Origin of the sequence: Micromonospora sp. NPDC051296 (assembly GCF_040682255.1) — a bacterium.
In the GTDB taxonomy this organism is placed as follows: domain Bacteria; phylum Actinomycetota; class Actinomycetes; order Mycobacteriales; family Micromonosporaceae; genus Micromonospora; species Micromonospora craterilacus.
Map to the genome: position 1 here is coordinate 19,427 of NZ_JBFBAO010000002.1, position 23,013 is coordinate 42,439.

At 73.3% G+C, this 23,013-nt stretch carries 22 protein-coding genes; 7 read left to right on the forward strand and 15 right to left on the reverse strand.

Features of this window, described 5'->3' with window-relative positions; all coding sequences use genetic code 11:
- Window positions 1–14: 14 nt before the first annotated feature.
- Together AB0M52_RS00385 and AB0M52_RS00390 are read right to left on the reverse strand one after the other, a co-directional pair.
- Complete coding sequence (locus tag AB0M52_RS00385) at window positions 15–686, reverse strand: DUF998 domain-containing protein (protein ID WP_363946739.1); 672 nt, start codon at window positions 684–686, stop codon at window positions 15–17.
- Between the two features lie 124 nt (window positions 687–810).
- A complete protein-coding gene (locus tag AB0M52_RS00390) occupies window positions 811–2,085 on the reverse strand; it encodes an RNA polymerase sigma factor (protein WP_363946742.1) in 1,275 nt (424 codons plus the stop codon).
- Window positions 2,086–2,211: 126 nt separating this feature from the next.
- On the opposite strand from AB0M52_RS00390, the gene AB0M52_RS00395 reads away from it, so the two are divergent.
- Window positions 2,212–2,580 carry a VOC family protein gene (locus AB0M52_RS00395; protein WP_363946745.1) on the forward strand — a complete coding sequence of 123 codons (369 nt, stop codon included), beginning with the start codon at window positions 2,212–2,214 and terminating at the stop codon, window positions 2,578–2,580.
- A gap of 7 nt (window positions 2,581–2,587) precedes the next feature.
- Here AB0M52_RS00395 and AB0M52_RS00400 read toward each other — a convergent pair whose 3' ends face one another.
- Window positions 2,588–3,724, reverse strand: a complete 1,137-nt coding sequence (locus tag AB0M52_RS00400) for a hypothetical protein (RefSeq protein WP_363946748.1) — start codon at window positions 3,722–3,724, stop codon at window positions 2,588–2,590.
- 354 nt (window positions 3,725–4,078) lie between these two features.
- Between AB0M52_RS00400 and AB0M52_RS00405 the strand changes: the two genes are divergently transcribed.
- Window positions 4,079–4,723 carry an RNA polymerase sigma factor gene (locus AB0M52_RS00405; protein ID WP_363946751.1) on the forward strand — a complete coding sequence of 215 codons (645 nt, stop codon included), beginning with the start codon at window positions 4,079–4,081 and terminating at the stop codon, window positions 4,721–4,723.
- Window positions 4,724–4,756: 33 nt separating this feature from the next.
- A complete protein-coding gene (locus AB0M52_RS00410) occupies window positions 4,757–5,635 on the forward strand; it encodes a hypothetical protein (RefSeq protein ID WP_363946753.1) in 879 nt (292 codons plus the stop codon).
- 101 nt (window positions 5,636–5,736) lie between these two features.
- On the opposite strand, the gene AB0M52_RS00415 is transcribed toward AB0M52_RS00410, so the two are convergent.
- The 6 genes from AB0M52_RS00415 to AB0M52_RS00440 form a co-directional block, all read right to left on the reverse strand.
- Window positions 5,737–6,021 (reverse strand): antibiotic biosynthesis monooxygenase family protein, encoded by a 285-nt coding sequence (locus AB0M52_RS00415; RefSeq protein WP_363946756.1) that lies wholly within the window; start codon window positions 6,019–6,021, stop codon window positions 5,737–5,739.
- Window positions 6,022–6,106: 85 nt separating this feature from the next.
- Window positions 6,107–6,865, reverse strand: coding sequence for a MerR family transcriptional regulator (locus AB0M52_RS00420; protein ID WP_363946758.1), 759 nt, complete (start codon window positions 6,863–6,865; stop codon window positions 6,107–6,109).
- A gap of 39 nt (window positions 6,866–6,904) precedes the next feature.
- Window positions 6,905–9,232, reverse strand: coding sequence for an EAL domain-containing protein (locus tag AB0M52_RS00425; protein WP_363946761.1), 2,328 nt, complete (start codon window positions 9,230–9,232; stop codon window positions 6,905–6,907).
- A 194-nt stretch (window positions 9,233–9,426) separates the two neighbouring features.
- Window positions 9,427–10,959 (reverse strand): hypothetical protein, encoded by a 1,533-nt coding sequence (locus AB0M52_RS00430; RefSeq protein WP_363946764.1) that lies wholly within the window; start codon window positions 10,957–10,959, stop codon window positions 9,427–9,429.
- Window positions 10,956–12,116, reverse strand: a complete 1,161-nt coding sequence (locus AB0M52_RS00435; RefSeq protein ID WP_363946767.1) for a hypothetical protein — start codon at window positions 12,114–12,116, stop codon at window positions 10,956–10,958. The genes AB0M52_RS00430 and AB0M52_RS00435 overlap by 4 nt, the downstream gene beginning before the upstream one ends.
- 88 nt (window positions 12,117–12,204) lie before the next feature.
- Window positions 12,205–13,599, reverse strand: coding sequence for an MFS transporter (locus AB0M52_RS00440; RefSeq protein WP_363946770.1), 1,395 nt, complete (start codon window positions 13,597–13,599; stop codon window positions 12,205–12,207).
- A 181-nt stretch (window positions 13,600–13,780) separates the two neighbouring features.
- Between AB0M52_RS00440 and AB0M52_RS00445 the strand changes: the two genes are divergently transcribed.
- Complete coding sequence (locus AB0M52_RS00445; RefSeq protein WP_363946773.1) at window positions 13,781–14,704, forward strand: hypothetical protein; 924 nt, start codon at window positions 13,781–13,783, stop codon at window positions 14,702–14,704.
- Between the two features lie 67 nt (window positions 14,705–14,771).
- Here the strand turns inward: AB0M52_RS00445 and AB0M52_RS00450 are convergent, their stop codons facing one another.
- From AB0M52_RS00450 to AB0M52_RS00465, 4 genes are all read right to left on the reverse strand, one after another.
- Window positions 14,772–15,632: an SRPBCC domain-containing protein gene (locus AB0M52_RS00450; RefSeq protein WP_363946776.1), complete on the reverse strand. Its 861-nt coding sequence runs from the start codon at window positions 15,630–15,632 to the stop codon at window positions 14,772–14,774.
- A complete protein-coding gene (locus tag AB0M52_RS00455; RefSeq protein ID WP_363946778.1) occupies window positions 15,625–16,182 on the reverse strand; it encodes a helix-turn-helix domain-containing protein in 558 nt (185 codons plus the stop codon). The genes AB0M52_RS00450 and AB0M52_RS00455 overlap by 8 nt, the downstream gene beginning before the upstream one ends.
- A gap of 124 nt (window positions 16,183–16,306) precedes the next feature.
- Window positions 16,307–17,650, reverse strand: coding sequence for a class I SAM-dependent methyltransferase (locus AB0M52_RS00460; protein ID WP_363946781.1), 1,344 nt, complete (start codon window positions 17,648–17,650; stop codon window positions 16,307–16,309).
- On the reverse strand, window positions 17,647–19,029 hold the full coding sequence (locus AB0M52_RS00465) for an FAD-binding oxidoreductase (protein WP_363946784.1): 1,383 nt from the start codon (window positions 19,027–19,029) through the stop codon (window positions 17,647–17,649). The genes AB0M52_RS00460 and AB0M52_RS00465 overlap by 4 nt, the downstream gene beginning before the upstream one ends.
- A 96-nt stretch (window positions 19,030–19,125) precedes the next feature.
- On the opposite strand from AB0M52_RS00465, the gene AB0M52_RS00470 reads away from it, so the two are divergent.
- Window positions 19,126–19,410 carry a DUF427 domain-containing protein gene (locus tag AB0M52_RS00470; RefSeq protein WP_363946787.1) on the forward strand — a complete coding sequence of 95 codons (285 nt, stop codon included), beginning with the start codon at window positions 19,126–19,128 and terminating at the stop codon, window positions 19,408–19,410.
- A gap of 57 nt (window positions 19,411–19,467) precedes the next feature.
- Window positions 19,468–20,166, forward strand: coding sequence for an RICIN domain-containing protein (locus AB0M52_RS00475; RefSeq protein WP_363946790.1), 699 nt, complete (start codon window positions 19,468–19,470; stop codon window positions 20,164–20,166).
- A 43-nt stretch (window positions 20,167–20,209) separates the two neighbouring features.
- On the opposite strand, the gene AB0M52_RS00480 is transcribed toward AB0M52_RS00475, so the two are convergent.
- A complete protein-coding gene (locus AB0M52_RS00480; protein WP_363946793.1) occupies window positions 20,210–21,562 on the reverse strand; it encodes an MFS transporter in 1,353 nt (450 codons plus the stop codon).
- Between the two features lies 1 nt (window position 21,563).
- Here AB0M52_RS00480 and AB0M52_RS00485 point away from each other — a divergent pair, with 1 nt between their 5' ends.
- Window positions 21,564–22,541 carry a DJ-1/PfpI family protein gene (locus tag AB0M52_RS00485; RefSeq protein WP_363946796.1) on the forward strand — a complete coding sequence of 326 codons (978 nt, stop codon included), beginning with the start codon at window positions 21,564–21,566 and terminating at the stop codon, window positions 22,539–22,541.
- 3 nt (window positions 22,542–22,544) lie between these two features.
- Here the strand turns inward: AB0M52_RS00485 and AB0M52_RS00490 are convergent, their stop codons facing one another.
- Window positions 22,545–23,012, reverse strand: a complete 468-nt coding sequence (locus AB0M52_RS00490) for a hypothetical protein (protein WP_363946803.1) — start codon at window positions 23,010–23,012, stop codon at window positions 22,545–22,547.
- Between the last annotated feature and the right edge of the window lies 1 nt (window position 23,013).

The following is a 23,013-nucleotide window of genomic DNA, read 5'->3' on the forward strand; positions in this document are numbered from 1 at the left end:
CAAGGTTCCTACGGTCAGTGAGAGCGAACAGCCAACAGCCGGGCGGAGACCGCCGCGAGCCAGGCGAAGAGGACACCGCAGCCGACGGCCATCCGGACGCTGAGGCTGTCCTGGTCCGGCCAGGCCATCACGACCACCACCACGATGGCGCAGACCAAAGACAGCACGGCGGCACCGCGCTGCCCGCGCCGGGCGTACCGGCGGGCGAAGACCAGGCAGGCCGCGGTGAGCGACCAGAACGCGAGCATCGCGCCGACCCCGTGGCCGACCGCGTGCCAGCTCGCCGTCTCCGCCGGCCCTTCCGGCGCGCCGGCCGGCCAGCCCATGCTCGGGTCGGCGACCAGCACCCCGCCGATGACCAGCCCGACGCCGAAGGCGGCCACCAGCCCTGGCCCCCAGGTACCGGCGGGCTGGCCGCGCAGCACCCGGCGGATGCCGACCGCGCCGGCGAGGGCGAGTAGCCCGCTCACCACGAACGTGGCGATCTGGATCCACCCGTGCTCGCCGAGGGCGAGGAGGCTGAGCGGCTGCCGGCTCAGGTCGAACCCGTCGCGGGTCAGCACCTGCGCGGTGACCGACACCGCGAACACCGTCCCGGCGGCGATCCCTCCGGCCAGCAACACCCCCGTCGTACGCTGCGTGCCGGCACCCGCCACTCCGGGCCGTACGGTCGTCGCCGTCGCCATCTCTGCCTCCTCGTCCTGCCGGCCCGTCGCCGGTGTGCCGCGCCGGTCGTTCCCGGCTGTCACTGACGCGTCGAGCGGCCCGACCGGGATTCGACATCGGGGCCGGATCTTTTTCGTGAGGTTCTCAGCGGGTCGGCGGGACCCCTCGGGCACAGTCGGCGGCCCGGTCGCGCAGCAGCGCACGTTCCCGCTCGTTGCCGGTCAGCTCGGCCGCGCGGGTGAACTCGGCGGCGGCCTCGTCGTAGCGGCCGAGCTTGGCCAGCAGGTCCCCGATCACGGTGGGCAGCAGGTGGTAGCGGGCCAGGGCCGGCTCGTCGACCAGGGCGCGGGCCACCTCCAGGCCGGCGGCCGGGCCGTCGGCGAAGGAGACCGCCACGGCCCGGTTCAGCTCCACCACCGGCGACGGCGCGACCCGGGCCAGCTCCGCGTAGCTGGCCGCGATCCGCGTCCAGTCCGTCTCCTCGGGGGTACGCGCCCGCGCGTGGCAGGCCGCGATCTCCGCCTGGAGGGTGTACGAGCCAGCCGGGCCGTCGCCGGCCCGGGCCAACTCCAGCGCGTCCAGCCCCCGGCGGATGAGCAGCCGGTCCCAGCGGCGCCGGTCCTGTTCCATCAGCAGCACCGGCTCGCCGTTGGCGTCGGTGCGGGTCTGCGTTCGCGACGCCTGGACCTCCAGCAGCGCGGCCAGCCCGTGCACCTCGGGTTCGTCCGGCATCAGCCGTTGCAGCACCCGGGCCAGGCGCAGCGCGTCCTCGCAGAGCGCCGGGCGCATCCAGTCGTCCCCGGCGGTCGCCGCGTAGCCCTCGTTGAAGATCAGGTAGATGACCTCCAGCACGCTGGCCAGCCGCTCCCCGCGCTCGGCCACGCCGGGCACCTCGAACGGCACCTTGGCGTCGGCGAGGGTCTTCTTGGCCCGGGTGATCCGCTGAGCCATGGTGGGCTCCGGCACCAGGAACGCTCGGGCGATCTCCTCGGTCTTCAGCCCGCCGATCATCCGCAGGGTCAGCGCCGCCCGCGCCTGCGGGGTGAGCACCGGGTGGCAGGCGGTGAAGATCAGCCGGAGCAGGTCGTCGTCGATCCGCTCCTCGAAGGCCGCGTCGAAGTCCGGGGTGAACGTCTCGTCGCCCAGGTCGTGGCCGAGCTCGGCGACCTTGCGGTCCTGCACCTGCCGGCGACGTATCCCGTCGATCGCGCGTCGCTTGCCGACCGCGGTCAGCCAGGCGCCGGGGTTGGCCGGTACGCCGTCACGCGGCCACTGCTCCAGCGCGGCGACCAGGGCGTCCTGGGCCAGTTCCTCGGCCCAGCCGACATCGCGCACCAGCGCCGCCAGGGCGGCGATCACCCGCCCGGACTCGATCCGCCACACCGCCTCGATCGCGCGGTTGACCTCGATGACTCCCATGGGCGCATCAGACCAGGCCGGGTCGGCCCCGGGCAACGACCCCGCCGGTGGCGTGCGTCGCTGTCACACCCGACTCATAGCCTCGGCCAGGTCCGAGTTCCTTCCCGTGCCCGACGGAGGCAGCAGATGCTCGACCATCTCGGCATTCAGGTCCGTGACCTCGACGCCAGCATCGCGTTCTACGACGCGGTCCTCGCCACGCTCGGTGCCCAGCGGATGCTGCAGTATCCGGAGGCCGTCGGCTACGGCAGCACCAAACCGGACTTCTGGCTCAGCCCGGCCCCCGGCGAGGGCGCCGGCCACGAGAGTCACATCGCGTTCAGCGCGCCCGACCGGGCGGCGGTGCGGGCGTTCCACGACGCGGCGGCGGCCACGGGCGCGCAGGTGCTGCACGCGCCCCGGGTCTGGCCGGAATACCACGCCACCTACTTCGGCGCGTTCGTCCGCGACCCGGACGGCAACAACGTCGAGGCGGTCTGCCACGCACCCGAGTGAGCGCCGGTCAGGTCCAGACGGTGCGGCGGACGCCGCCGTGTGCGCCGCAGGCGCGGGGGCTGCCGCCCGCCAGGCTGACCTTCCCGTTCTCGCACTGCACCAGGTAGCCCCGGCCGTCCCAGAACCCGGGCACGCAGTCGAAGTGGTCGCAGACCTCACGGGGCGGCTTGCGGATCCGCTCGCCGCCGCAGAAGTCGTACCCCATCGGATTGGCCGGGGCGCCGCAGCGCCGCTCGGGCTTCGGGCTGGCCCGGTGCGGCTTGGGTGAACCGGTGACCCGTGGGGTTTTCGACGCGGCGGCGGCCGGGGCTGGCGCGGCGGCGGCGGCCAGTTCCGAGCCGGTCCGGTCCGAGGGGCTGGAGTTGGCCAGTGCCAGCGGCACCATCACGGCGAGGGCGGCGGCGACCACGGCGGTCCGCCGGCCGCCGGGGATCAGCGCGAACAGCCGGGCCTGACCGGGCGTGGCGATGCCCGGCCGGGCCGGGCGTAGCCGGGCGTGTTCGGCAATCAGCTCGTCGAGCTGGGCGATGACCGCCTGGCGCTGCTCGATGGCGTCGGCGAAGGCCAGGGTGAGCACGAACCGGAACTCGTGCGCCGCGTCGGCGCGCAGCAGCACGCCGGAGGTACGCCGCCGGTCCAGCACCTGGATCAGGGTGACCGGCGCGTGCGGGTCGTGCGCGAGCCCGGTCATCCGCCCGTACGCCCAGTCGCGCCGGCCCCGCCCGCCGAGCAGGACCAGCCGGCGGTTGGTTATCACCGCCATCCCGGCGTCGGCGACCCGGACCCCGTCGGGGCAGCGGGCACGCAGCCGGCGGGTCTGCTCGCCGACGGTCAGGTCGGGAGCGGGCAGGACGGCGGTGTGCCGCACCTCGACCAGCTGCGCGGCCGGCACCACCCGGAGCACGATCTCGTCGGGGGCGAGTTCCAGCGGCAGGCCGTCCCCCGCCCCGACCGAGCCGTGGCACTGCTCGGCGAGCGTACGCAGGCGGCGCAGTTCGTCGTCGCGTCGCCGCCAGGTGCCCTCGGCGCTGCGGAACAGCCGCAGCCGGCGCTCGTTCTGCCGGCGCGCCCACCGGTACCGCCATGTCGAACCCGTCGAACCCGTCGAATCAGTCCTTGCCACGCCGACTCCTTCGCCGCGCATGCCACCAACCGCAGGCCACCAAATGGGGTGTCACAGTGTTAACGGCTCCGGCCGCCACGATGGACACGGCCAGCACAGGGCGAATTACCCGATCGGTGGACCAATAAGGACGAGATGGTGGTTTTGCTGCACCGCCCTCGCCGTCGAGGTACCGCCGGAACCACCCGGTCGTGATCCCGTCAGCGCGGCCGGACCGAATGGCTGTGACGCATTCCCGGGCGGTGACGCTGATCAATCGAACGAGGTGGCGAGAGCCGTCGCCGAAGGGTGGCGGGTTGGTGGCGGTTCTGTGACAAGCATGCTGGTGGTACCGGTGCCGGCGGTCGTGACGGCCAACGTCTGCTGGCGGTGGCAGTGACGAGCAACCTCGGTTGGCCGCCTGAACCGGATCTCGCAACGACGGTGCGCGCCGCGCAGCACGGCGACGATGAGGCGTTCCGGGTGCTGTATCGGCAGGTGCAACCCGGTCTGCTGCGCTACCTGCGAGGCATGGTCGGCGACGATGCCGAGGACGTGGCCTCGGAGGTCTGGTTGCAGGTCACCCGCGACCTGCGCCGGTTCCGTGACGAGGGCGCCGGTTTCCGCGCCTGGGCCGCCGGGATAGCCCGACACCGGGCACTGGACCACCTGCGCCGCCAGGGGCGGCGACCGATGGTGACCGTACCGGCCGATGTCCTGGTCGACCTGCCCACCGGCTACGACGCCGCCGAGCAGGCGGAACAGGCCGCAGCTACCCGCGCGGCGATCGCGATGATCGCGACACTGCCCCGCGACCAGGCCGAGGCGATCCTGCTGCGGGTCGTGTTCGGACTCGACGCGAAGGCCAGTGCCCACGTGCTGGGCAAGCGCCCCGGCGCGGTGCGTACCGCCGCGTGGCGGGGATTGCGCCGACTGGCCGCGCGCCTCGACCGGCAGGCCGACCTGCCTGGCGTCACCGCCCCCGAGCAGGGACTACGTCCATCCGCCTCGACGATCCGTCCTTTCGCGACGGGTGAGTGACGAAATGATGCAGGACAACGCCAGAGACACGAGATGAGCAAACCATCACTTCGCCGCATCGATCGGAAGACCGCCGATCGGCTGCTCGACGGCGACCCGGACGCCCTGAGCCGGGCCGGCCGGCTCGCCGCCCTGCTACGCGCGGCACGGGGCCCGGCTCATCGCGACGAGCTGGCCGGGGAGCAGGCGGCGCTGGCCGCCTTCCGGGTCTCCGCTGATCACGCCCCTGAACCTCGACCACCGAGAGAGTCCAGGCTCAAGATCGCACTGGCGAGGCTGATCACCGGCAAGGCCGCCGTCGTCGCCGCCACCGGACTCGGTGGTGTTGCGCTGGCCGCCGGCACCGGTGCGCTGCCCGACCCGCTGTTCGGCCCGCCAGCCACGCCGCCAGCCAGGCATGCCCCGGCCACGGAGCCCCCAGCCACACAGGCGTTGACCACACCGGCGTCGACCACGCCTGGCGCCACCCCGTCACATCCGAACGGCCTGAGCGGCGCGGCCGACGCCCCCAGCCCGCCGCCCTCGTTCGTGGGCTTGTGCCAGGCGTACACCGCCGGGGCCGCCACCAAGGCGGGCAAGGCGCCGGAGAACCCGGCCTTCGGCGAGTTGGTCGACGCGGCCGGCGGTACCGGCAACGTGGCGGAGTACTGCGCGGCCACCATCCAGGACGCGCCGGACGCCCCCGGCCGCCCGACCGGAGCCGGCCGCCCCGCCGCCGTTCCCGTGCCGGCCAAGCGCGGTCACGCGCCGAGCAGCCCTGGCACGCCTGGCCCCAAGCGGCCCGGTGGGACCCCGACCGCGAGCCTTTCCGATAAGCCGGCCAAGACCGTTCCCGGTAAGCCGGCCAAGACCGTTCCCGATAAGCCGGCCAGGACCGTTCCCGGTGCGCGGCCCGGCACCCCAGGCCATTGATCGCCGGGCCGGGCGGACCGTCTTGGCCCCGCCCGGCCAGCACCGCGCAGCGCAGGCGACGCCGCGCCGGACCGGCGACGGTCAGGTCGGGGAACCCGTCCTCAGGGCGACTCGACCGCGCTGATCCGGAACTTGTGGACCTCGGCCCCGACGATCGCCACCCGCTGCTCCGGCTCCGGTCCGGAGCCGCGGAAGTCCAGCAACTGCTCGTCGGACTCCCACCGCTCGTAGACGTTGATCCGCCCCGGCTCGATCAGGTCGGGGCTGATGGCGAAGTCGACGCAGCCGGGCGCCGACCGCGCCTGCCGGACGATCTCCTCGCAGGTGGCCAGGTAGTCGTCCCGCTCGGCCGGATCGACGTAGAGCGTGCCGGCGACTATCAACACAGTGGACCTCCGGAGATCAGGGCACGGGCCATGCCAGTCATACTCCCCCGGTCCGACAGTCCCGATCAGCCGATCGCTGCCAACGTCAGGCGCGGGTGATCGCGTTGGCGTGGATCGCCTCCGCCAGGTACGCGGCCAGCCCCGGCGCCATCGCCTCGTAATGGGCGGTGAACCGCTCGTCGGCGATGTACATGTCGGCCAGCCCGGTGTGGATCTCGTACGAGCACTCGTAGAACCACTGGCTGATCTGCTGCCGGTGCTCCTCCGCCAACTCCATCGCCGCCGGGCCGTCCGCCGGCGCTCCCGAGGCCATCAGCGCGACGATCCGCTGCCCCCAGCCCTCGGTCTCGGCCTTGATCCGCAGCCAGTCCTCCTTGGTGTAGCGCGACGCCCGCCGGTTGGACTCCCGGTACGCCTCGCTGCCACCCCATCGCTGCTCCGCCTCCTCGGCGTGCGCCTCCGGGTCGAAGTCACCGAACACCTCGAAGCGCTCCTGCGGGGTCAGTCGAATGTTCAACTTGCTCGCCTCCATCGCGAACTCGATCGCCGCGACCATCTCCTGCAACCGCTTGATCCGCACCGTCAGCAGTTCGTGCTGCCGGCGCAGGTGCGCGCCCGGGTCGCTCGCCGGCTCGTCGAGGATCACGGCGATCTCTTCCAACGGGAACCCCAGCTCGCGGTAGTACCGGATCAGCTGCAACCGCTCCAGGTCCGCATCGTCGTAACGGCGGTAGCCCGCGCCGGTGCGTCCGCTCGGCGACAGCAACCCGATCTCGTCGTAGTGGTGCAACGCCCGCACGGTCACCGCGGCGAGCTTGGCCACCTGACCCACCGTGTACGCCATGGTTCCCTCCCTTCCTCGGAACCACGCTCCCGCCTGCCGTTACGTGAGGGTCAAATCCGATTCTGCGACGCCGGTCACCTGCCGCGGGACGGGCTGTGCCAGGACGCTACGCAGTTCGGCCAGGGCGGCGGGGCGGCCGTACCGGTAGCCCTGCCCCTGCACGCAGCCGATCGCGGCCACCGCGTCGTGCTGCCGGTCGGTCTCCACCCCCTCGGCCACCACACCCAGGTCGAACGCGCCGGCCAGCCGGGTGACCATCTCCACCGTCGCGTACGCCCGGGTGTCCTCGGAGATCCGGGCCACGAACGACCGGTCGATCTTCAACTCGGTGGCCGGAATCCGATGCAGGTAGCTCAGCGACGAGTACCCGGTGCCGAAGTCGTCGATGGCGATCCGGATGCCCAGCTCCCGCAGCTGACCCAGCCGGTCGAGGACCGCGTCGCTGCCCTCGATCAGCGCCGACTCGGTCAGCTCCAGGGTCAGCGCCCGCGGTGCCAGCCCCGCCCCCGCGGTGGCCTCGGTGACCGTGGCGATCAGATCCGGCCGGCGCAGGTGTGCCGCGGCGATGTTCACCGCCACCGTCGCCGGCGGGACCCCGTCCTGCCAGGTGGCTGCCGCCCGGCACGCCTCGTGGATCACCCACCGGTCGATCGGCAGGATCAGCCCGGTCTCCTCGGCCAGCGGCAGGAACCGCGCCGGGCTGAGCATGCCCAGCCGCGGGTGCCGCCACCGCACCAGCGCCTCCGCGCTGCGCACCGCCCCGGTGGCCAGGTCCACGATCGGCTGGAACTCCAGGTGCAGCTGCTCCTCGTCGACCGCCCGCCGCAGGTCGGCGATCAGCTCCGCCCGGCTCACCGCCGACTCCCGCAGCGCCGGCGTGCTCCGCCGGTACGCGGACTTGCCCGCCGCCTTCGCCGCGTACATGGCGATGTCGGCGTCGCGCAGCAGATCGGTGTACGAGATGTGCTGCGGACCGTACTCGGCGATGCCGATGCTCGCCGACGGGTGCACCCCGACCACCTCCTCGCCGGCGGACGGTTGCAGCGCCGCCAGCAGCCGCTCCGCCAGTTGCTCCGGCGTGGCCGGGCGAGCACCGGTGACCAGCACGGCGAACTCGTCACCGCCGATCCGGGCGATCATCCCGTCGTCGGCGACCGCCCGGCGCATCCGCCGGGACAGACCGCTCAGCAGGGTGTCCCCGGTGGTGTGCCCGAACCGGTCGTTGACCTGCTTGAAGCCGTCCAGGTCGAGGAGCAGCACGGCGACCGGCTTCGCCCCGCGCAGGGCGCTACGCAGCCGGCGGGTGAACGCCAGCCGGTTGGGCAGCCCGGTGAGCTGGTCGACGTAGGCGAGCTGCCGCAGCCGGGCCACCAACCGCAGGTTCTCGTTCGCGGCCAGCGCCTGGCGCAGCCCCAGCGCCGCGAGCAGCGCCATCATCGCCAGGAACACGGGCAGCGGAGTGTGGCCGGTGGCGTCGCGGGCCAGCATGGTCGCCACCACCGCCCCGCCCACCGGCACGTATGGCAGCGCCACCCGCCACCACGGCGGCAACGGCGTCTCGCCCGCCTCGTCGCCACGGTCGTAGTACGGCGGCGGGGACATCCGGGTCGCCAGACCGATCAACAGGTAGCTCAGCGGCCAGAGCACGTCGACCGGGGCGCCGGGCTGGTAGGTGCCGGCGGCCGCCATGGACACGTACACGGCGTCGGCCACCGCCCGGATGGACAGGCTCACCCCGAGCAACGTCAGCGGGCGCCACACCGGCCGGCCCGGCCCGATCACCGCGACCAGGATGGTCAGCTGCATCAGGTCGAACATCGGGTAAAGCAGCCCGGCGGTGCGCAATGGCTCGTCGAGGTCCGCCGTGACGACGTTGCGGAAGATCAGCAGCCAGCCGATCGGGATCAGCGCCAACCCGACGATCAACCCGTCGAGCAGGGTCCGGGCGCGGCCCACCGCGGTGCGCGGCGCGGTGACCGAGCACAGCAGCGCGCCGGTACCGGTGAGCAGACTGACCGCGAAGATCAGCCCGATCGGCAGGGTGTGCGGCAGGCTCTCACCGATCAGCCGCTGCGAGGTCCACAGTGCCCGCCCGGCGAGGGCCAACGCCATCGTGGCGGCGAGCAGCAGCCAGAACCGCCGCAGCGGCGCCGGGTGCCGGCGCGCCGCCCCGACGCAGGCCACCGCGGTCCAACCCGCCACCGCGACCGCGCCCAGGTCGCTGACCAGAGCCGCCGCGGGCAGTTCCAGCACCAGCCAGAGAGCCTCGACGGCGACCACCACGCCCGCGCCGACCAGCCCCACCCGACCGGCCCGTTCCTGCCCGGGCGACCGCGCGGCAGCCTGCTCGACGTGCTTTCGCGACACAGCGATCGCTCCGGCTCTCTCTCGTACGCACCCTCGACGGCGAGGCCCGGTTCCGGCAAACCCCGAAAGCCTAGCCACGCGGGCAACCGCCCCGCCAGATCCGCCGGTATCGAGTCCGCAACCCGACGGCCATTCGTCGATCCGAATCCGTCACGGCATCCCGCCGACGCCGGCCGGGGCACCGACGCGCACCGTCAGGCCCACGCCTCGTCGGGCTCGGGCTCGGGCTCGGGCGCCGGGGCACCGTCGGCGACCACCACCGGACCGACGTCGGGCGGGCCGCCGTGGGTCCACGGGGTCTCCTCCACCGCCGGGAACGCCCCGCTCGGCACGTACGCCTCACTCAGCGTGGTGTAGCACAACCGTTGCCCCACCTCGGGCACGCTGCCCGGGGCGGCGGTCAGCCCCCGACCCATCCCGCCGGAGAGTTCCAGCACCACCTCGGTCTTGCCGTCGGCCGCCGGGGTGACAAAGACGACCCGGGCCTTCTGCCCTGGTCGGGCCGGGTTGCACAGGCTCGCGCCCACCGGCACCAGCACCGGCTCGGTGGTCACCAGCTGGATCCGCGGGCGCAGCACCGGCCGCCGGCCGCTGTCGTCCACCCGCGCCGGATCGGCCAGTACCACCTCGCCGACGAACGCCTCACCGGTCAGCCGGTACTCCGCCAGCACCAGCGGATCGTCGTAGGCGCGCTGCACCGCGTACGTCGCCGCGGCCCGCTCCAGGCGGTGCAGCCGGGCAGCGGCCGCCACGGCACCGTCGCGGCGCGGCTGCGGTGCGCCACCCTCGTCGATGTGCTCGGCGTGGGCGGTGAAGGCGTCCCGGTCGCCGTCCCAGCGCCCGGCCACCCGGGCGCCCGGCGGCAGGGCGCGCAGCAACCCCAGGCCGCGCCACATCAGGTCCCAGGTGGGCGTCAGCTGGTCGCGCAGCAGCCGCTCCAGCCGCGCGTACGCCTCGACCCGGGCCGCCTCGTCGTCGCCGGCCGCGGCGTACGCCTCGATGGCCGGGGCGAGCAGCCGGTTGTCGAAGCCGGGATCGGTCGCCGGGCCGGCCGGCGGGCACACCGCCGGGTCCTCGGCCCGGGCCGCCGCCTCGGCACCGGTCAGCCCGGCCGGCGGGGCGATCCACCCGAGCAGCGCCGGCAGGTGCAGGTCCTCCACCGCGCTCTGCCCGGTCGCCCAGTGCAGCGTCAACGCCTGCGTCATCGCCAACAGTGCCGACGAGCCGGGATGCTCGGCCCGCTCGGCGAGGAAGGTCAGCCACCGCCCCAGCAGCGGCACCTCCGGGGGCACCGGATACTCCCCGTCCACCCGACGGAACCGGGTGGACCGGCCCAGCAGCCGCAGGAACGTCACCCCGGCCGGGTTCGGCACCAGCAACTGCGGCGCGTCGAGGTACCGGTACCGCACGTCCCGCCCCCGGTCCACGGCCACCGCCTCGGTGGCGCCCCGGTGCCCGGCCAGGTACGGCAGCACGGTCGCGGCCAGCTCGGCCGCGAACGCGAACCGGTGGTCCCGGTTACGCGGCTGCGGCACGATCAGCAGCCGACCCTCGCCCGGCGCCGCGCCGACCATCGCCGCCAGCGGCGCGTTCGCCTCGCCGGCCATGGCCAGCGGCACCAGCACCAGCGGTCGCGTCGACAGGTGCTGGTGCCGAACGGTGGCCACCGGCTGGGCCACCCCGGCCGCCACCGCCTGGGCCGCCGCCAACGCCCGCAACGTGCTCACGCCGGCACTCCGAGGGCGTCGGCGCGTAGGCGGGCGGCGGCGCGTAGCAGCGCGGCGGCCTCCGCCCGCTCCGGGTCGGCGGCGCGTTCCCCACCGGCGAGCGCCAGCACCTCGTCCACGTCGGTGATCCCACCGAGCGCCTCACGGACCGGACGGCCGAGCGCGCCGGTGTGCCCGCGGGCCTCGTGCCGGCAGAAGTACGCCAGCTCGCAGCTGGCCAGGCAGTCCGGGGCGTAGCGGGCCGGCACCTGGGACAGCGAGCCGACCAGGGTCGCCGCGTCGGCGGCCGGGTCGGCGGTGAAGTCGGCCGGTACGGCGGCGAGCAGCGTGTCGAGCCGGGCCATCCGGTCCAGCTGCCGGCGTACCACCAGCAGCTGCTTGCGGACGTCGAGCAGGTGCGCCACCGGCTGGTTGGCGAAGTCGCGCGGGCAGACCAGCACCACCTCGTGCGACACCAGCTGCGGATCGTGCCCGTGCCCGGCGAGCAGCTCCCGCAGGGCCAGCACGTACACCGCGGACTGGACCGCCGCGGCGGCCAGCTTGGTCGGGTCGGCCTGCCCGTCGATCACCGGAAACGACTTGACCTCCACTACGTGGAACCGGCCGCCCAGCCGGGCGGCCACCAGATCCGGCTCCAGGTGCACCCGTCGCCCGGCGACCTCCAGCCCGAGCAACGGATGATCGAACAGCGCCGCCGGCTCGTCGGTGCCGCCGGCCTCGGATGCGCCGGCAACGTCGGACGCGCCGGCATCGGCGGCAGCGGAGCCGGCGGTGGGTAGGGCGGCGGCGAGGAGCGCGGCCGAGCGCCGCTCCCGGCCGGCCGGGTCGTCGCCGTCGCCGAGGTCCGTCCAACTCGCCGTCGCCGGCACCGGTACGCCCAACCGCTCCGCGACCAGCCGCAGCAGCTCGGTTCCGCCGTCGGCCTTCACCTGCGCCTCGAACGCGTTGCCGCGGGTGATGGCGAACCGGGACTGCCCGAACCCGGCGGGGAAACCGATCCGCTCGGCCAGCAACGGCTTGTCCACCCCGGCGCCGTCCAGGACCGCCCGGCGGGTGCAGCCCGGGTTGCCGGTCAGCGCCGCGATCGTCCGGGCGTTGTGCCGGCGCGGCGGCACACCGCCCCGAATCGTGGCCAGTCGCTCCTCGCTGCTCGTCACGACACGCCACGATAGTCGCGCCCACACACCTGCACCCGTGTCAGCGCCGAGCCGCCAGCGCCCGTCATCGTGCTGTCACGGCGAGGTTTCAGCCCGTGGTGACCTTCTCCGCCGGCCCTGCGGTGCGGGCTCGGCGGAGCAGCACGGCGGTGGCGACGGTCGCGCACGCCAGCACCCCCGCCATAGACCACAGCACGGTACGCAACCCGCCGGTGAAGCCCGGGTCGGCGAGCCGGCCCCCGGTGGCGCTGGCCAGCACCGCACCGACCACGGCGATGGCGATGGTCTCGCTGGCCAACCGGGCCGTATTGATCATCCCGGCACCGGTGGCGGCCCGGTGCGGCGCAACACTGCCGATGGCCAGGGCGTCCAGCAGGCCGATGGAGAGCCCGATCCCGACGCCGATGGTCAGCAACGGCCCGGCCAGCGCGGCGGTGCTGCTGGTCGGGGCGAGCACGGTGGCCCAGGCCGCGCCGACCGCGACCGTTGCCACCGACACGACAATCACCAGTGAAGCCGGCACCACCCGGGTCAGCACGCCACTGAGCAGCGGGAACACCACGGTGGGGGCGGTGAGCAGGATCAGCGTGGCACCGGCCGCGCCGGAGGACAGCCCGACCACCGTGGTGAGGTACGACGGCAGGTAGACCAGCAGCGGCACGAGCACGGAGATGATGGTGGCCGCCGCCAGGCAGATGCCGAGGAACTGGGGGTTCGCCAGCAGGGCCAGGTCGAACATCGGCTCCGCGCGGCGCCGTTGCACCCGGACGAAGGAGACCAGCAGCGCGACGGCGGCGGCGAACGCGGCGACGATCCGCAGATCGGCCCAGCCGAACTCGGGGCCCTGCACGAAGCCGAAGATGAGCAGCAGCAGCCCCGCCGTGAACGACACCGTGCCGACCCAGTCGACCCGGCCCGCCTGCGACTGGCGGGACTCGGGCAGCAACGGCACCAGGGCCAGCACCAGCAGCGCGGCGATGGCCGGCGCGGCGAAGACCGCCCGCCAGCTGAAGGTGTCGATGAGCAGCCCGGCGATCGACGGGCCGAAGGCCAGCCCGACACCGATCGTGGTACCGAAGACGCTGAAGGCGCGGGTCCGGGCCGCGCCGTGGAAGGTGCCGGCGAGGATCGCGGCGGCGCTGGTCGCGGCGGCGGCCGCGCCGACACCGGCCAGCGCGCGTACCACGTCGAGCAGCAGGATGTCGTCGGCGACCGCGGCGAGCAGCCCGGCCCCGGCGAAGATCGCGACCCCGGTGGCGAAGACCCGACGCCGGCCGAACAGGTCGGCCAGCGCCCCGGTGGCGAGCATGAAGCTGGCGAAGGTGGCGTTGTAACCGTTGATCACCCACTGCACCCCGGCCAGCCCGGCGTCGAGGTCCCGGCCGATGTCCGGCAACGCGACCGAGGCGCCGGTCAGCGAGACCGGCAGTGAGAGGGTGGACAGCAGGACGACGACCAGCACGATCGCCGGGTGGTTGCGCAAAGAGTCTCCCTGTTCCGACAGCCGTCCCAGGGTAGTTGCGCAGGTGACGGCCCGGTATCAGGGCTCTCCACGACATTGCTGATCAACCGACACAGCAAGGTCATCGACGCCCGTGCCGCTGGGCGCATAGGATGCGGCCCGCGGTACGTCCGACACGGCAGTCTCTTCGGTGAGGAGAAGGATGTCCGATTCGCCCGACGGCACGGTTCGTGGATCTGCCCGCGCGAGCAACGCCCTACGAGGGCTGCGTCCCCAGGGGCGGGCATCCTGGGTGACCGCCATCCTGGCCGCGTTGACCTTGGCAGCCCTGCTCGGCGCCGGCGGCGCGTGGCTCGGGTGGCGCTGGGCCGGAGACCTGCCCAGCGACGCGCAGACCCGAGACCTGGTAGCAGAACTGGCGCCCGACTCGACCGTCCAGCATTTCGGCCGCTACGACGCCCTGTTCGGCTACGAGTACGAGGAACCCCTCAGCTGGGTGTTCGGCAGCGACCAGTATCGCGGCGGGTACGTCGACATCAGCGTCGACGTACCACCGGACGGGTTCGATGCCCTGCTCGGCCGCGTCCGCGAAGGCCTGATCCGGGAAGGTTGGCGCATCGGCCCGAGCACCTTCGGCACCGCCGGGCTGACCGCCGCCAGGGCAGACCTCGTACTCGAGGTCTACCCGGCCCAGGAAGGTGGCGCTTCGGCCGGCTTCCCCCCGTATGAAGCGTTGGGCATCTACTTCGAGCGTGCCGCACCGGCCGCCGTGACCCCCCTGGCCATCGGCGGCTGGGTCGTGGGACTCGCGCTCGGCTGGCTGGCCGCAACCCGGGTGGCCGCCCGCCTGCGCCGTCGGCCCGTCCCGATTTCGACCAGCGCGACCGCGGCAACCGGCGCGGTGGGCCTGCTCTGGCTGCTGCCGGCAACGGTCATCACCAGCATCGGCTTGGCCGATACTTCGTTCTTCCTACCCGACACGGTGTCCCCGGCGGACCTCTGGGGGGCGTACACCTTCCACCTGATCCGTCCGCTTGCCGCCGTGGGCGCCGCCTGCCTCCTGCTGGCAGCAGTCGGTATGGTCCTCACCCGCAGTCGCGGCGAACGGCTCACCCGGTCCGTCTGAATACTCCAGCCCTGCGGGGCCTGGCCGCGGCCCTCAGGTGACCACGGTCGGGCCCCGCAGGTAGGGCTCAGCTGGCCGCGCCGGCGGCGGCCTCCTCCGGCAGCCAGATCGGCTGCCAGTCCGGCACCTCGTGGAAGCGACGCAGTTCGGCCAGCCCGGCGACCGACCCGGACCAGGCCGCGTACGGCGGGTTCTGGGTGTCGAAGCCGCTCTGCACGAAGGTGAGCTTCGTCTTCCCCTCGGACTCGGCCAGCTCCCAGTTGGTCACCCCGGACGGTCCCCAGTCGACCGACATCCGCCGGCCGGGCTCCAGGTCGACCACCTTGGCGGCGTACCCGCTCTCGAAGCCGCCCATGGCGTACCGGCCGCCGACCCACGGCTCGATGCCGATCGGGTAGCCGAACCAGGTGCTGGCCTGCTCGGAGTCGGTCAGCGACTCCCAGACCTTGTCGGCCGGCGCGGCGATGACCAGCTCGCCGCGGAACTCGGTGCTGGTGAAGTCCGTCTTCGGCAGCAGCGGGCGGCCCTCCAGGTGGGCGGCGAGGTTGGCGATCGCCAGACTCCAGTAGGTCTGCAGGACGCCCCTGATGCTGGTGCCGTTGATCACGTCGGCGAAGTCGAAGTGGGACTGCGACAGGGTCAGCACGGTGGCGTCCGACCCGTCCGGGCGCAGCGTGATCTCGGTGGTGGTCTCCACACCGTCGAGCAGCCAGGCGAACCGCAGCCGATCGTCGTCGGCGTGCAGCAGGCGCTGGTGCGCGGCGTCGCCCTCGGGCGTGTAGCGGCCCCAGAACTCGTACCGCTTGGGCAGGTCGACCTCGGCGTACTCGGCCAGCCAGACGCCCAGCTCGGCCGGGTTGGTCAGGGCCCGGCGCACCAGCGTGATCGGCGCGGCGAGTCGGGCGGCGAGGGTCATCGGTTCAGTCACGGTCGGTCCCCTTCGGGTAGCAGGCCACGGCGAGCTTGAAGGCGTCACCTTCGGCGCCGCCGTAGCGCGTGAACAGGTCCTGCAGTGCGGACTGCAGGTCGTGCAGGAATTCCTGCCGGCGATCGGCCGGCACTCGGATCTCGCCGGAGACCCCGATCGAGGGCAACTCCGGGGCGGTGCGGTCCAGGGCCGCGACGTCGGCCTGGACCTCCTCCATCAGGTCGAGCAGGTAGCCCAGGCTCAGCTCGTCGCGAGCCCGGCGCAGCCCGATCCGCCCGACCAGGCGGGGCGACAGCCAGTACGACCGGGCCACCGCCTGGTAGATGCCCTCGGTGATGCCGCGAACCTTGCGCTGGTCGACCTGCTCGACCAGCCCGGCCGCGACCAGCTGCTTGACGTGGTAGTAGACGCGCTGTGGCGTCTGCTCCAGCCGGGCAGCCACCTCGGTGCAGGTGCGTGGCTCGGCGAGTTGGCGCAGGATCTCGACACGCTGCGGCTTGAGCAGCACCTCGGCCTGCTCGATCTGCTCCAGGTACAGGACATCTCTCATGGCAAAATCAGTTTGTACGTACAAAATCTGTTTGTCAATGGGGACGACGAAGACCGCGCCGATCGATCCGGCGCGGCCTTCGTCAGTTGGTTAGGGCAGCCAGTTGGTTAGGGCAGCCAGTTGGTTAGGGCAGCCAGTCCGGGCGCAGCGGATACCCGCTCGCCGCACCCGGGCCGTTGCGCGTCGCCAGGACCTGGTGCAGCTGGATGCCGTTGCGCTCGAACGCCAGCCGCGACCCGGCCATGTAGAGCCCCCACACCCGGGCCGTGCCCGCACCCACCTCGGAGACGCAGAAGTCCCAGTGCTCCACCAGGTTGCGGCACCAGGCGGCGAGGGTCAGCGCGTAGTGCTGGCGCAGGTTCTCCTCGTGGTGCACCTCCAGCCCCACGTCGTGCAGCTCGCTGATCACCCGGCCCGGCCCGGCCAGCTCGCCGTCCGGGAAGACGTACCGGTCGATGAACGCGCCCGAGCGGTGCGGCGCCCGATTGTCCGCCCGGGTGATGCAGTGGTTGAGCAGCCGCCCCTCCGGACGCAGCCGGTCGCGCAGGAACCCGAAGTAGGCCGGGTAGTTGCGCACCCCGATGTGCTCGGTCAGCCCGATCGAGGAGACCGCGTCGAACTGCTCCGGGGGCGCGTCGCGGTAGTCGAGGTGCCGCACCTCGGCCAGCTCGGTCAGCCCCTCGCGCTCGATCGCCGCCTGCGCCCACTGCGCCTGCGCCCGGGACAGGGTCACGCCGAGTGCCTTGACGCCGTACTCCCGGGCCGCGTGCCGGACCATGCCACCCCAGCCGCAGCCCACGTCCAGCAGCCGCATCCCCGCCCGCAGCGCGAGCTTGCCCGCGACCAGGTCGTACTTGCTCGCCTGGGCCTGCTCCAGGGTGTCGTCCGGGCTGCGGAACACCGCGCAGGTGTACGTCATCGACGGGCCGAGCACCTTCTCGTAGAAGGCGTTCGACACGTCGTAGTGGTGCGAGATGGCACTGCTGTCGCGGAAGCGCGAGTGCCGCAGCCCGCCCACGATCCGCTTCCAGCGCGGCAGCGCCTCCTGCGGCGGCGCCGGCGGCGGCATCAGCCGCTCCCAGCCCAGCCCCCGCACCAGCGCCAGCCCCTCGGCCAACGCCGGCGCCCGCAGCCGCAGCTCGTCCTTGAGCACCCGCAACGCCTCGTACGGGTCGCCCGGATGCACCCCCTCCAGGGCCAGGTCACCGCTGACGTACGCCCGCGCCATGCCCAGATCGCCCGGGGCGGTGAGCAGGTACGACAGCCCTCGTTCGGTTCGGATCGACAGGGTGATGCCGGCGTCGGCCGGGCCGATGGCACTGCCGTCGTACGCGGTGACGCGCACCGGCAGCGGGCCGTCGGTCAACGTACGGACGATGTCCGCCACGGTCGGCCCACGCCGCCGGCCCCCCGGGGGCGGCGTGGCGGGAGCGCCGGCCGCTCCCTGGTCTCGGTCGGTCAGGCTCATGCTCGCGCTACCGCCTTCTCGTACAGTCCGGTCAGCCGATGCTCCGGGTCGTACCGGTCCCGCACGACGCGCCACGTGTCGCCGCCGTAGAGCCGGTCGAACGAATCCCGGTCGTAGTACGCGTCGGAGTAGAGCGACTTGTGCCCGCCCGCCTCCGACACCGCGCGCTCGATCTCCCGGTTGACGTCGCCGTCGGCGGCACCCGTGGCGATCGGAACGCTCCCCCAGAACCCGATGTTGACGTAGTCCTGCCCCGGCCGCAGCGGATACAGCGGCCAGGACCGGGCCGATCCCGCACCGGCCGGCTCACGCAGCCGCAGCGGGCACAACCACACCGGCGTCATCCCCACCCGCCGGGCAAACCAGTGCAGGAACTCCGCGGTGCGCTCCAGCGGGACCTCCACGTCCTGCACGACCCGCTCCCGGGCCGGCTGGCCGCGCCACCGGTCGATCCGGGCGGCCACCTGGTGCCGGTGTTCCAGCCGCACGATGCGGTGATAGACGTCGCTGCGCCGCCACCGCGCCGGCCACAACCGCCGCACCACCGGGTGCTGAACGCCGAACGCCGCCGAGCACCAGAACCAGTCGGTGTCCCAACGCCACAGGTAGTCGTACGCGGTCAGCGCGTCGTGCTGGCGGCGGTGCAGCGAGCGGTAGTAGATGTCCTGGCCGGTGTAGTCGGAGACCGCGGGCTCGTCGTCGGTGAAGGTCGCCAGCACGAGGTACGCCTCGTCGGGGCTGAACATCACTCCGTCCATCGCGTCGACGCTCGCGCCGGCCCAGGAGCGGGTAGCGGTGATCTCACCGATCGCGTCGGTCAGCTCGGACAGGTTCGTGAACCGCAGGTTGCGCAGCGCCACGTGACGGCGGACCGGTTGCAGCTCGATGCGCAGCCGGGTGGCGTAGCCGAGGCTGCCCAGCGAGTTGGGGAACGCGGCGAACAGGTCGGCGTGCTCGCCGTCGGGCCGGGCGGTGACCACCTCGCCGGCGCCGGTGAGCACGTCCAGCTCGGTCACCGACTCGTGCGGCAGGCCGTTGCGGAACGAGGTCGACTCGATGCCCAGCCCGGTGACCGCCCCGCCCAGGGTGATGGTGCGCAGCTGCGGCACCACCAGCGGCATCAGGCCGTGCGGCAGGCTCGCGTCGACCAGCCGTTCGTAGGTGCACATGCCCTGCACGTCGGCGGTGCGGGCGACCGGGTCGACGCCCAGCACCCCACCGAGCCCGCTGACGTCCAGCCCCGTCGTGCGGGGGGCGTTGCGCGGGCGGAACAGGTTGGAGGTGCGCTTGGCCAGTCGCACCGGCTGGCCGGGTGGCACCGCCGCGTACGACCGTCGCAGCTGGGCCACTGCCAGGTCATGATCACGCACAGCGTGCATGGGATCACCTTACGCGTCACCGGTGACACTGGCGGGATGTCCACGGGAGACGTTTCGCGCCCGGATCGGCGTGCCGGTCCGATTAGCCTGGGGGCCATGCCGAAAGCCGTCTGGAACGACCTGGTCGTAGCCGAGAGCGACGACACCGTGGTGGTGGAGGGCAACCACTACTTCCCTCGGACCGCCCTGCGCGAGGACCTGATCCGCGCCTCCGACACCAACACCTACTGCCCATGGAAGGGCACCGCCTCCTACTACAGCCTCGAACACGACGGCCGGACCAGCGACGATGCGGTCTGGTACTACCCCGATCCGTTGCCGGAGGCGGAGATGGTCCGCGACCGGGTGGCCTTCTGGAAGGACGTCCGGGTCGTCGACTGAGTCACCGCCGCCGGGGGCGGCTGGCCCACGTCGGCCGGCGTGGGCCAGGATGCCGGCATGTCGGAAACCGATGGATCGGGCACCGTCTACGGCAGCCGCCGCCCCGGGCTGCCCCGCGACCCGCTGATGCGGGTGGCGCTGGCGGTCGGGCTGGTCGGCGTACTGGTCGGGGTGCTGTTCGGCACCGGCGTGCTCGGCGGCGGCGACCCGACGCCGGCACCGACCACGGCTGCGGTCAGTCCGACGCCGGCCGAGCCGAGCCCGACCGAGGAGGAACCGCCGCCCACCACAGAGGCGCCCGAACCCACCCCATCGGCCGCGCCCAGCGCCGACCCCGACGCGATCACCGGTCCGAAGGTGTTCCACGGTGTCGGCTCGGGCCGGTGCCTCGGGCTCGACAGCGGTGGCGAGAAGGCCGTCGCCGAGCTGGCCGACTGCACCGGCGGGCCGGAGCAGCAGTGGGTGGTCAACCCGTTCGGCCCGGACGCGGTGACCCTGACCAACGCGGCGCACAACCAGTGCCTCGACGTCGAGGGTGGCAGCGGCGACGACGGCGCCCGGTTGCAGCAGTTCGGCTGCCACGGCCAGGGGAACCAGCAGTGGCGGCTGCACCCCGTCGGCGACGGCACGACACTGCTGGTTGCCGTGCACAGCGGCAAGTGCGCGCAGGTCCACGACGGCGCGACCGGTGCCGGCGACGACATCACCCAGGCCCCGTGCGACGGCAACCCGGCCCAGCGCTGGACGCTCCAGTGAGTCAGCTCGACCCCGAGGGCACCGGGCACGTCGCCCGACCCGCTCAGCCCCGGTAGCTCCACGCCCTCGGCGCGGCGGCGACCGGGGCCGGCTCGGTGAAGGCGGCGCCGCGGCGGCGGATCAGCATCACCGACAGCACGGCCGCCCCCACCGACAGCGTCCCCGCTATGTACCAGGCCAGCGTGTACTCGCCGAGCTGGTCCCGGACCAGCCCCGCCCCGGTGGCGGCCACCGCCGCGCCGAGTTGGTGGGCGGCGAACACCCAGCCGAAGACCACCGCCGCGGACGCGCCGAAGTACTCCCGGCACAGCGCCACCGTCGGCGGCACCGTGGCCACCCAGTCCAGCCCGTAGAAGATGATGAAGACCAGCATGCTCGGCTCGGTGGTGGCCGCGAACAGGCTGGGCAGCACCAGCAGCGACCCGCCGCGCAGCGCGTAGTAGGCGCCCAGCAGCAGCCGGGGGTCGTACCGGTCGGTGAGCCAACCGGAGGCGACCGTGCCGACGATGTCGAAGAGGCCGACCAGCGCCAGCAGCCCGGCCGCCGTGGTCTGCGCCATCCCGTGGTCGTGCGCAGCCGGGATGAAATGCGTTCCGACCAGTCCGTTGGTGGTTGCCCCGCAGATCGCGAAGCCGGCGGCCAGCAGCCAGAACGGCCGGGTACGGGCCGCCTGGGCCAGCGCGCCGACCGCGCGGGCGGCGGCCCCGCCGGCCGGCCTCGCCGGCTCGACGACCTCGGTCGCGCCGTACGGGGGCAGCCCGAGATCCGCCGGGTGCTCGCGCAGCAGCCGCAGCACCAGCGGTACGACCAGCAGCGCCGCCCCGGCGACGACCAGCGCCGCCGCCCGCCAGCCGTACCTGCTCACCAGGATGGCCAGCAACGGCAGGAAGACCAGCTGGCCGGCCGCCCCGCCGGCGGTGAGCACGCCGGTGACCAGGCCACGGCGGTGCACGAACCAGCGCCCGGTCACCGTCGCCACGAACGCCAGGGCCATCGAGCCGGTGCCCAGCCCGACCAGCACGCCCCAGCAGAGCACCAGCTGCCAGCTCGCGGTCATGAACACGGTCAGCCCGCTGCCGGCGGCGACCAGCGCCAGCGCGGCGGCCACCACCCGGCGGATGCCGAACCGGTCCATCAACGCGGCGGCGAACGGCGCGGTCAGCCCGTAGAGCAGCAGGTTCACCGAGACGGCCGCGGAGATGGTGGCCAGCGGCCAGCGGAACTCGGCGTGCAGCGGGTGCAGCAGCACCGAGGGGGTGGCCCGGAAGCCGGCGGCGCCGACCAGCGCCACGAAGGCGACCGCGGCGACGATCCAGGCCGGATGCAGGCGGACAGGTCTTTTCACCAGGCGAGTCTGCGGCGCGGCGGCCGGAACGGCGAGTGGCCGGAAAGCCATGATGCGCAATAATCAGGCCATGACCCCGCACCGCGTCGCCGTCCTCGCCCTCGACCGGGTGGTCGGCCTCGACCTGGGCACCCCCGCCCAGGTCTTCAGCACCGCCCGGGACGCCGACAACGCGCACTACTACGCCGTCGACACCTGCACCCCCGGCGCCCGGCCGGTGCGCAGCAGCGCCGGCTTCCGGGTGCTCCCCGACCACGGGCTGGAGCTGCTGGAGCGGGCCGACACCGTGGTGGTGCCCGGGGTGCACGGCGACGCCACGCTCGCCCCGGTCGAGCCCGAGGTGATCGAGGCGCTGCGCGCCGCGTACCACCGGGGCGTACGGATCATGTCGATCTGCACCGGCGCGTTCGTGCTGGCCGCCGCCGGGCTGCTCGACGGCCGGCGGGCCACTACCCACTGGGCGTACGCCGACCGCTTCTGCCGGCTGCACCCGCACGTCGACCTCGACCCCGACGTGCTCTTCGTCGCCGACGACCGGGTGCTCACCTCCGCCGGAGTCGCCGCCGGGATCGACCTCTGCCTGCACGTGGTCCGCACCGACCACGGCAGCCAGGTGGCCAACCAGGCCGCCCGCCGGTGCGTGATGCCGCCGTGGCGCGACGGCGGCCAGGCCCAGTACATCGAACGCCCGGTGCCGCAGGCACCCGACACCAGCACCGCCGGGGCGCGGGAGTGGGCCCGCCAGCGGCTGCACGAGCCGGTCAGCCTGCGCGAGCTGGCCGGGCAGGCCCGGATGAGCGTCCGCACGTTCACCCGGCGGTTCCGCGCCGAGACCGGGCTCAGCCCGGCCCAGTGGCTGCTGCACGAACGCACCGACCACGCCCGGCTGCTGCTGGAGAGCACCGACCTGAGCGTCGACCAGATCGCCCGCCGCAGCGGGTTCGGCACCACCGCCGCCCTGCGTCAGCAGTTGCACCAGCGCATCGGCGTCGCCCCGTCCGCCTACCGCCGAGCCTTCCGCCGTGGGTGAAAATCAGGCCGAGGTACGCAGGGCCCGCAGGTCGGCCAGGTGGCGGGGCAGGTGGACGCGGGTGTGCAGATCGATGGTGCGGCCCCAGGGCAGCGGTTCGTCGACGACGAGGTCGAAGCCCTCACGCAGATATGTCTCGACCGGGGTGTCGGCCGCCAGCCCGAGCCGGGCCACCAGCCCGACCAGCCGATCGCTGGTCTGCCGCAGCCGGTCGGCCAGCCCGTCGAGGCCGCCACACTCGGCGGTCAGCACGTCCAGCTCCGGCCGGTGCACCTCGTCCAGTTCGTAGAAGGCGTACGTCGACCCGGCGAGCACCGCCTCGGTTGCCTCGCTCATCAGCTCGTCGCTGGTGACCAGGTGCGCGACGATCTGCTCGGCGCTGTACCGCCCGGGAGGCGGCGGCCCGAACCCGCCCGCGTCGACCTCGGCCAGCACCGCGCCGTACGCCCGCCGCAGCCCGTCGACCTCCACC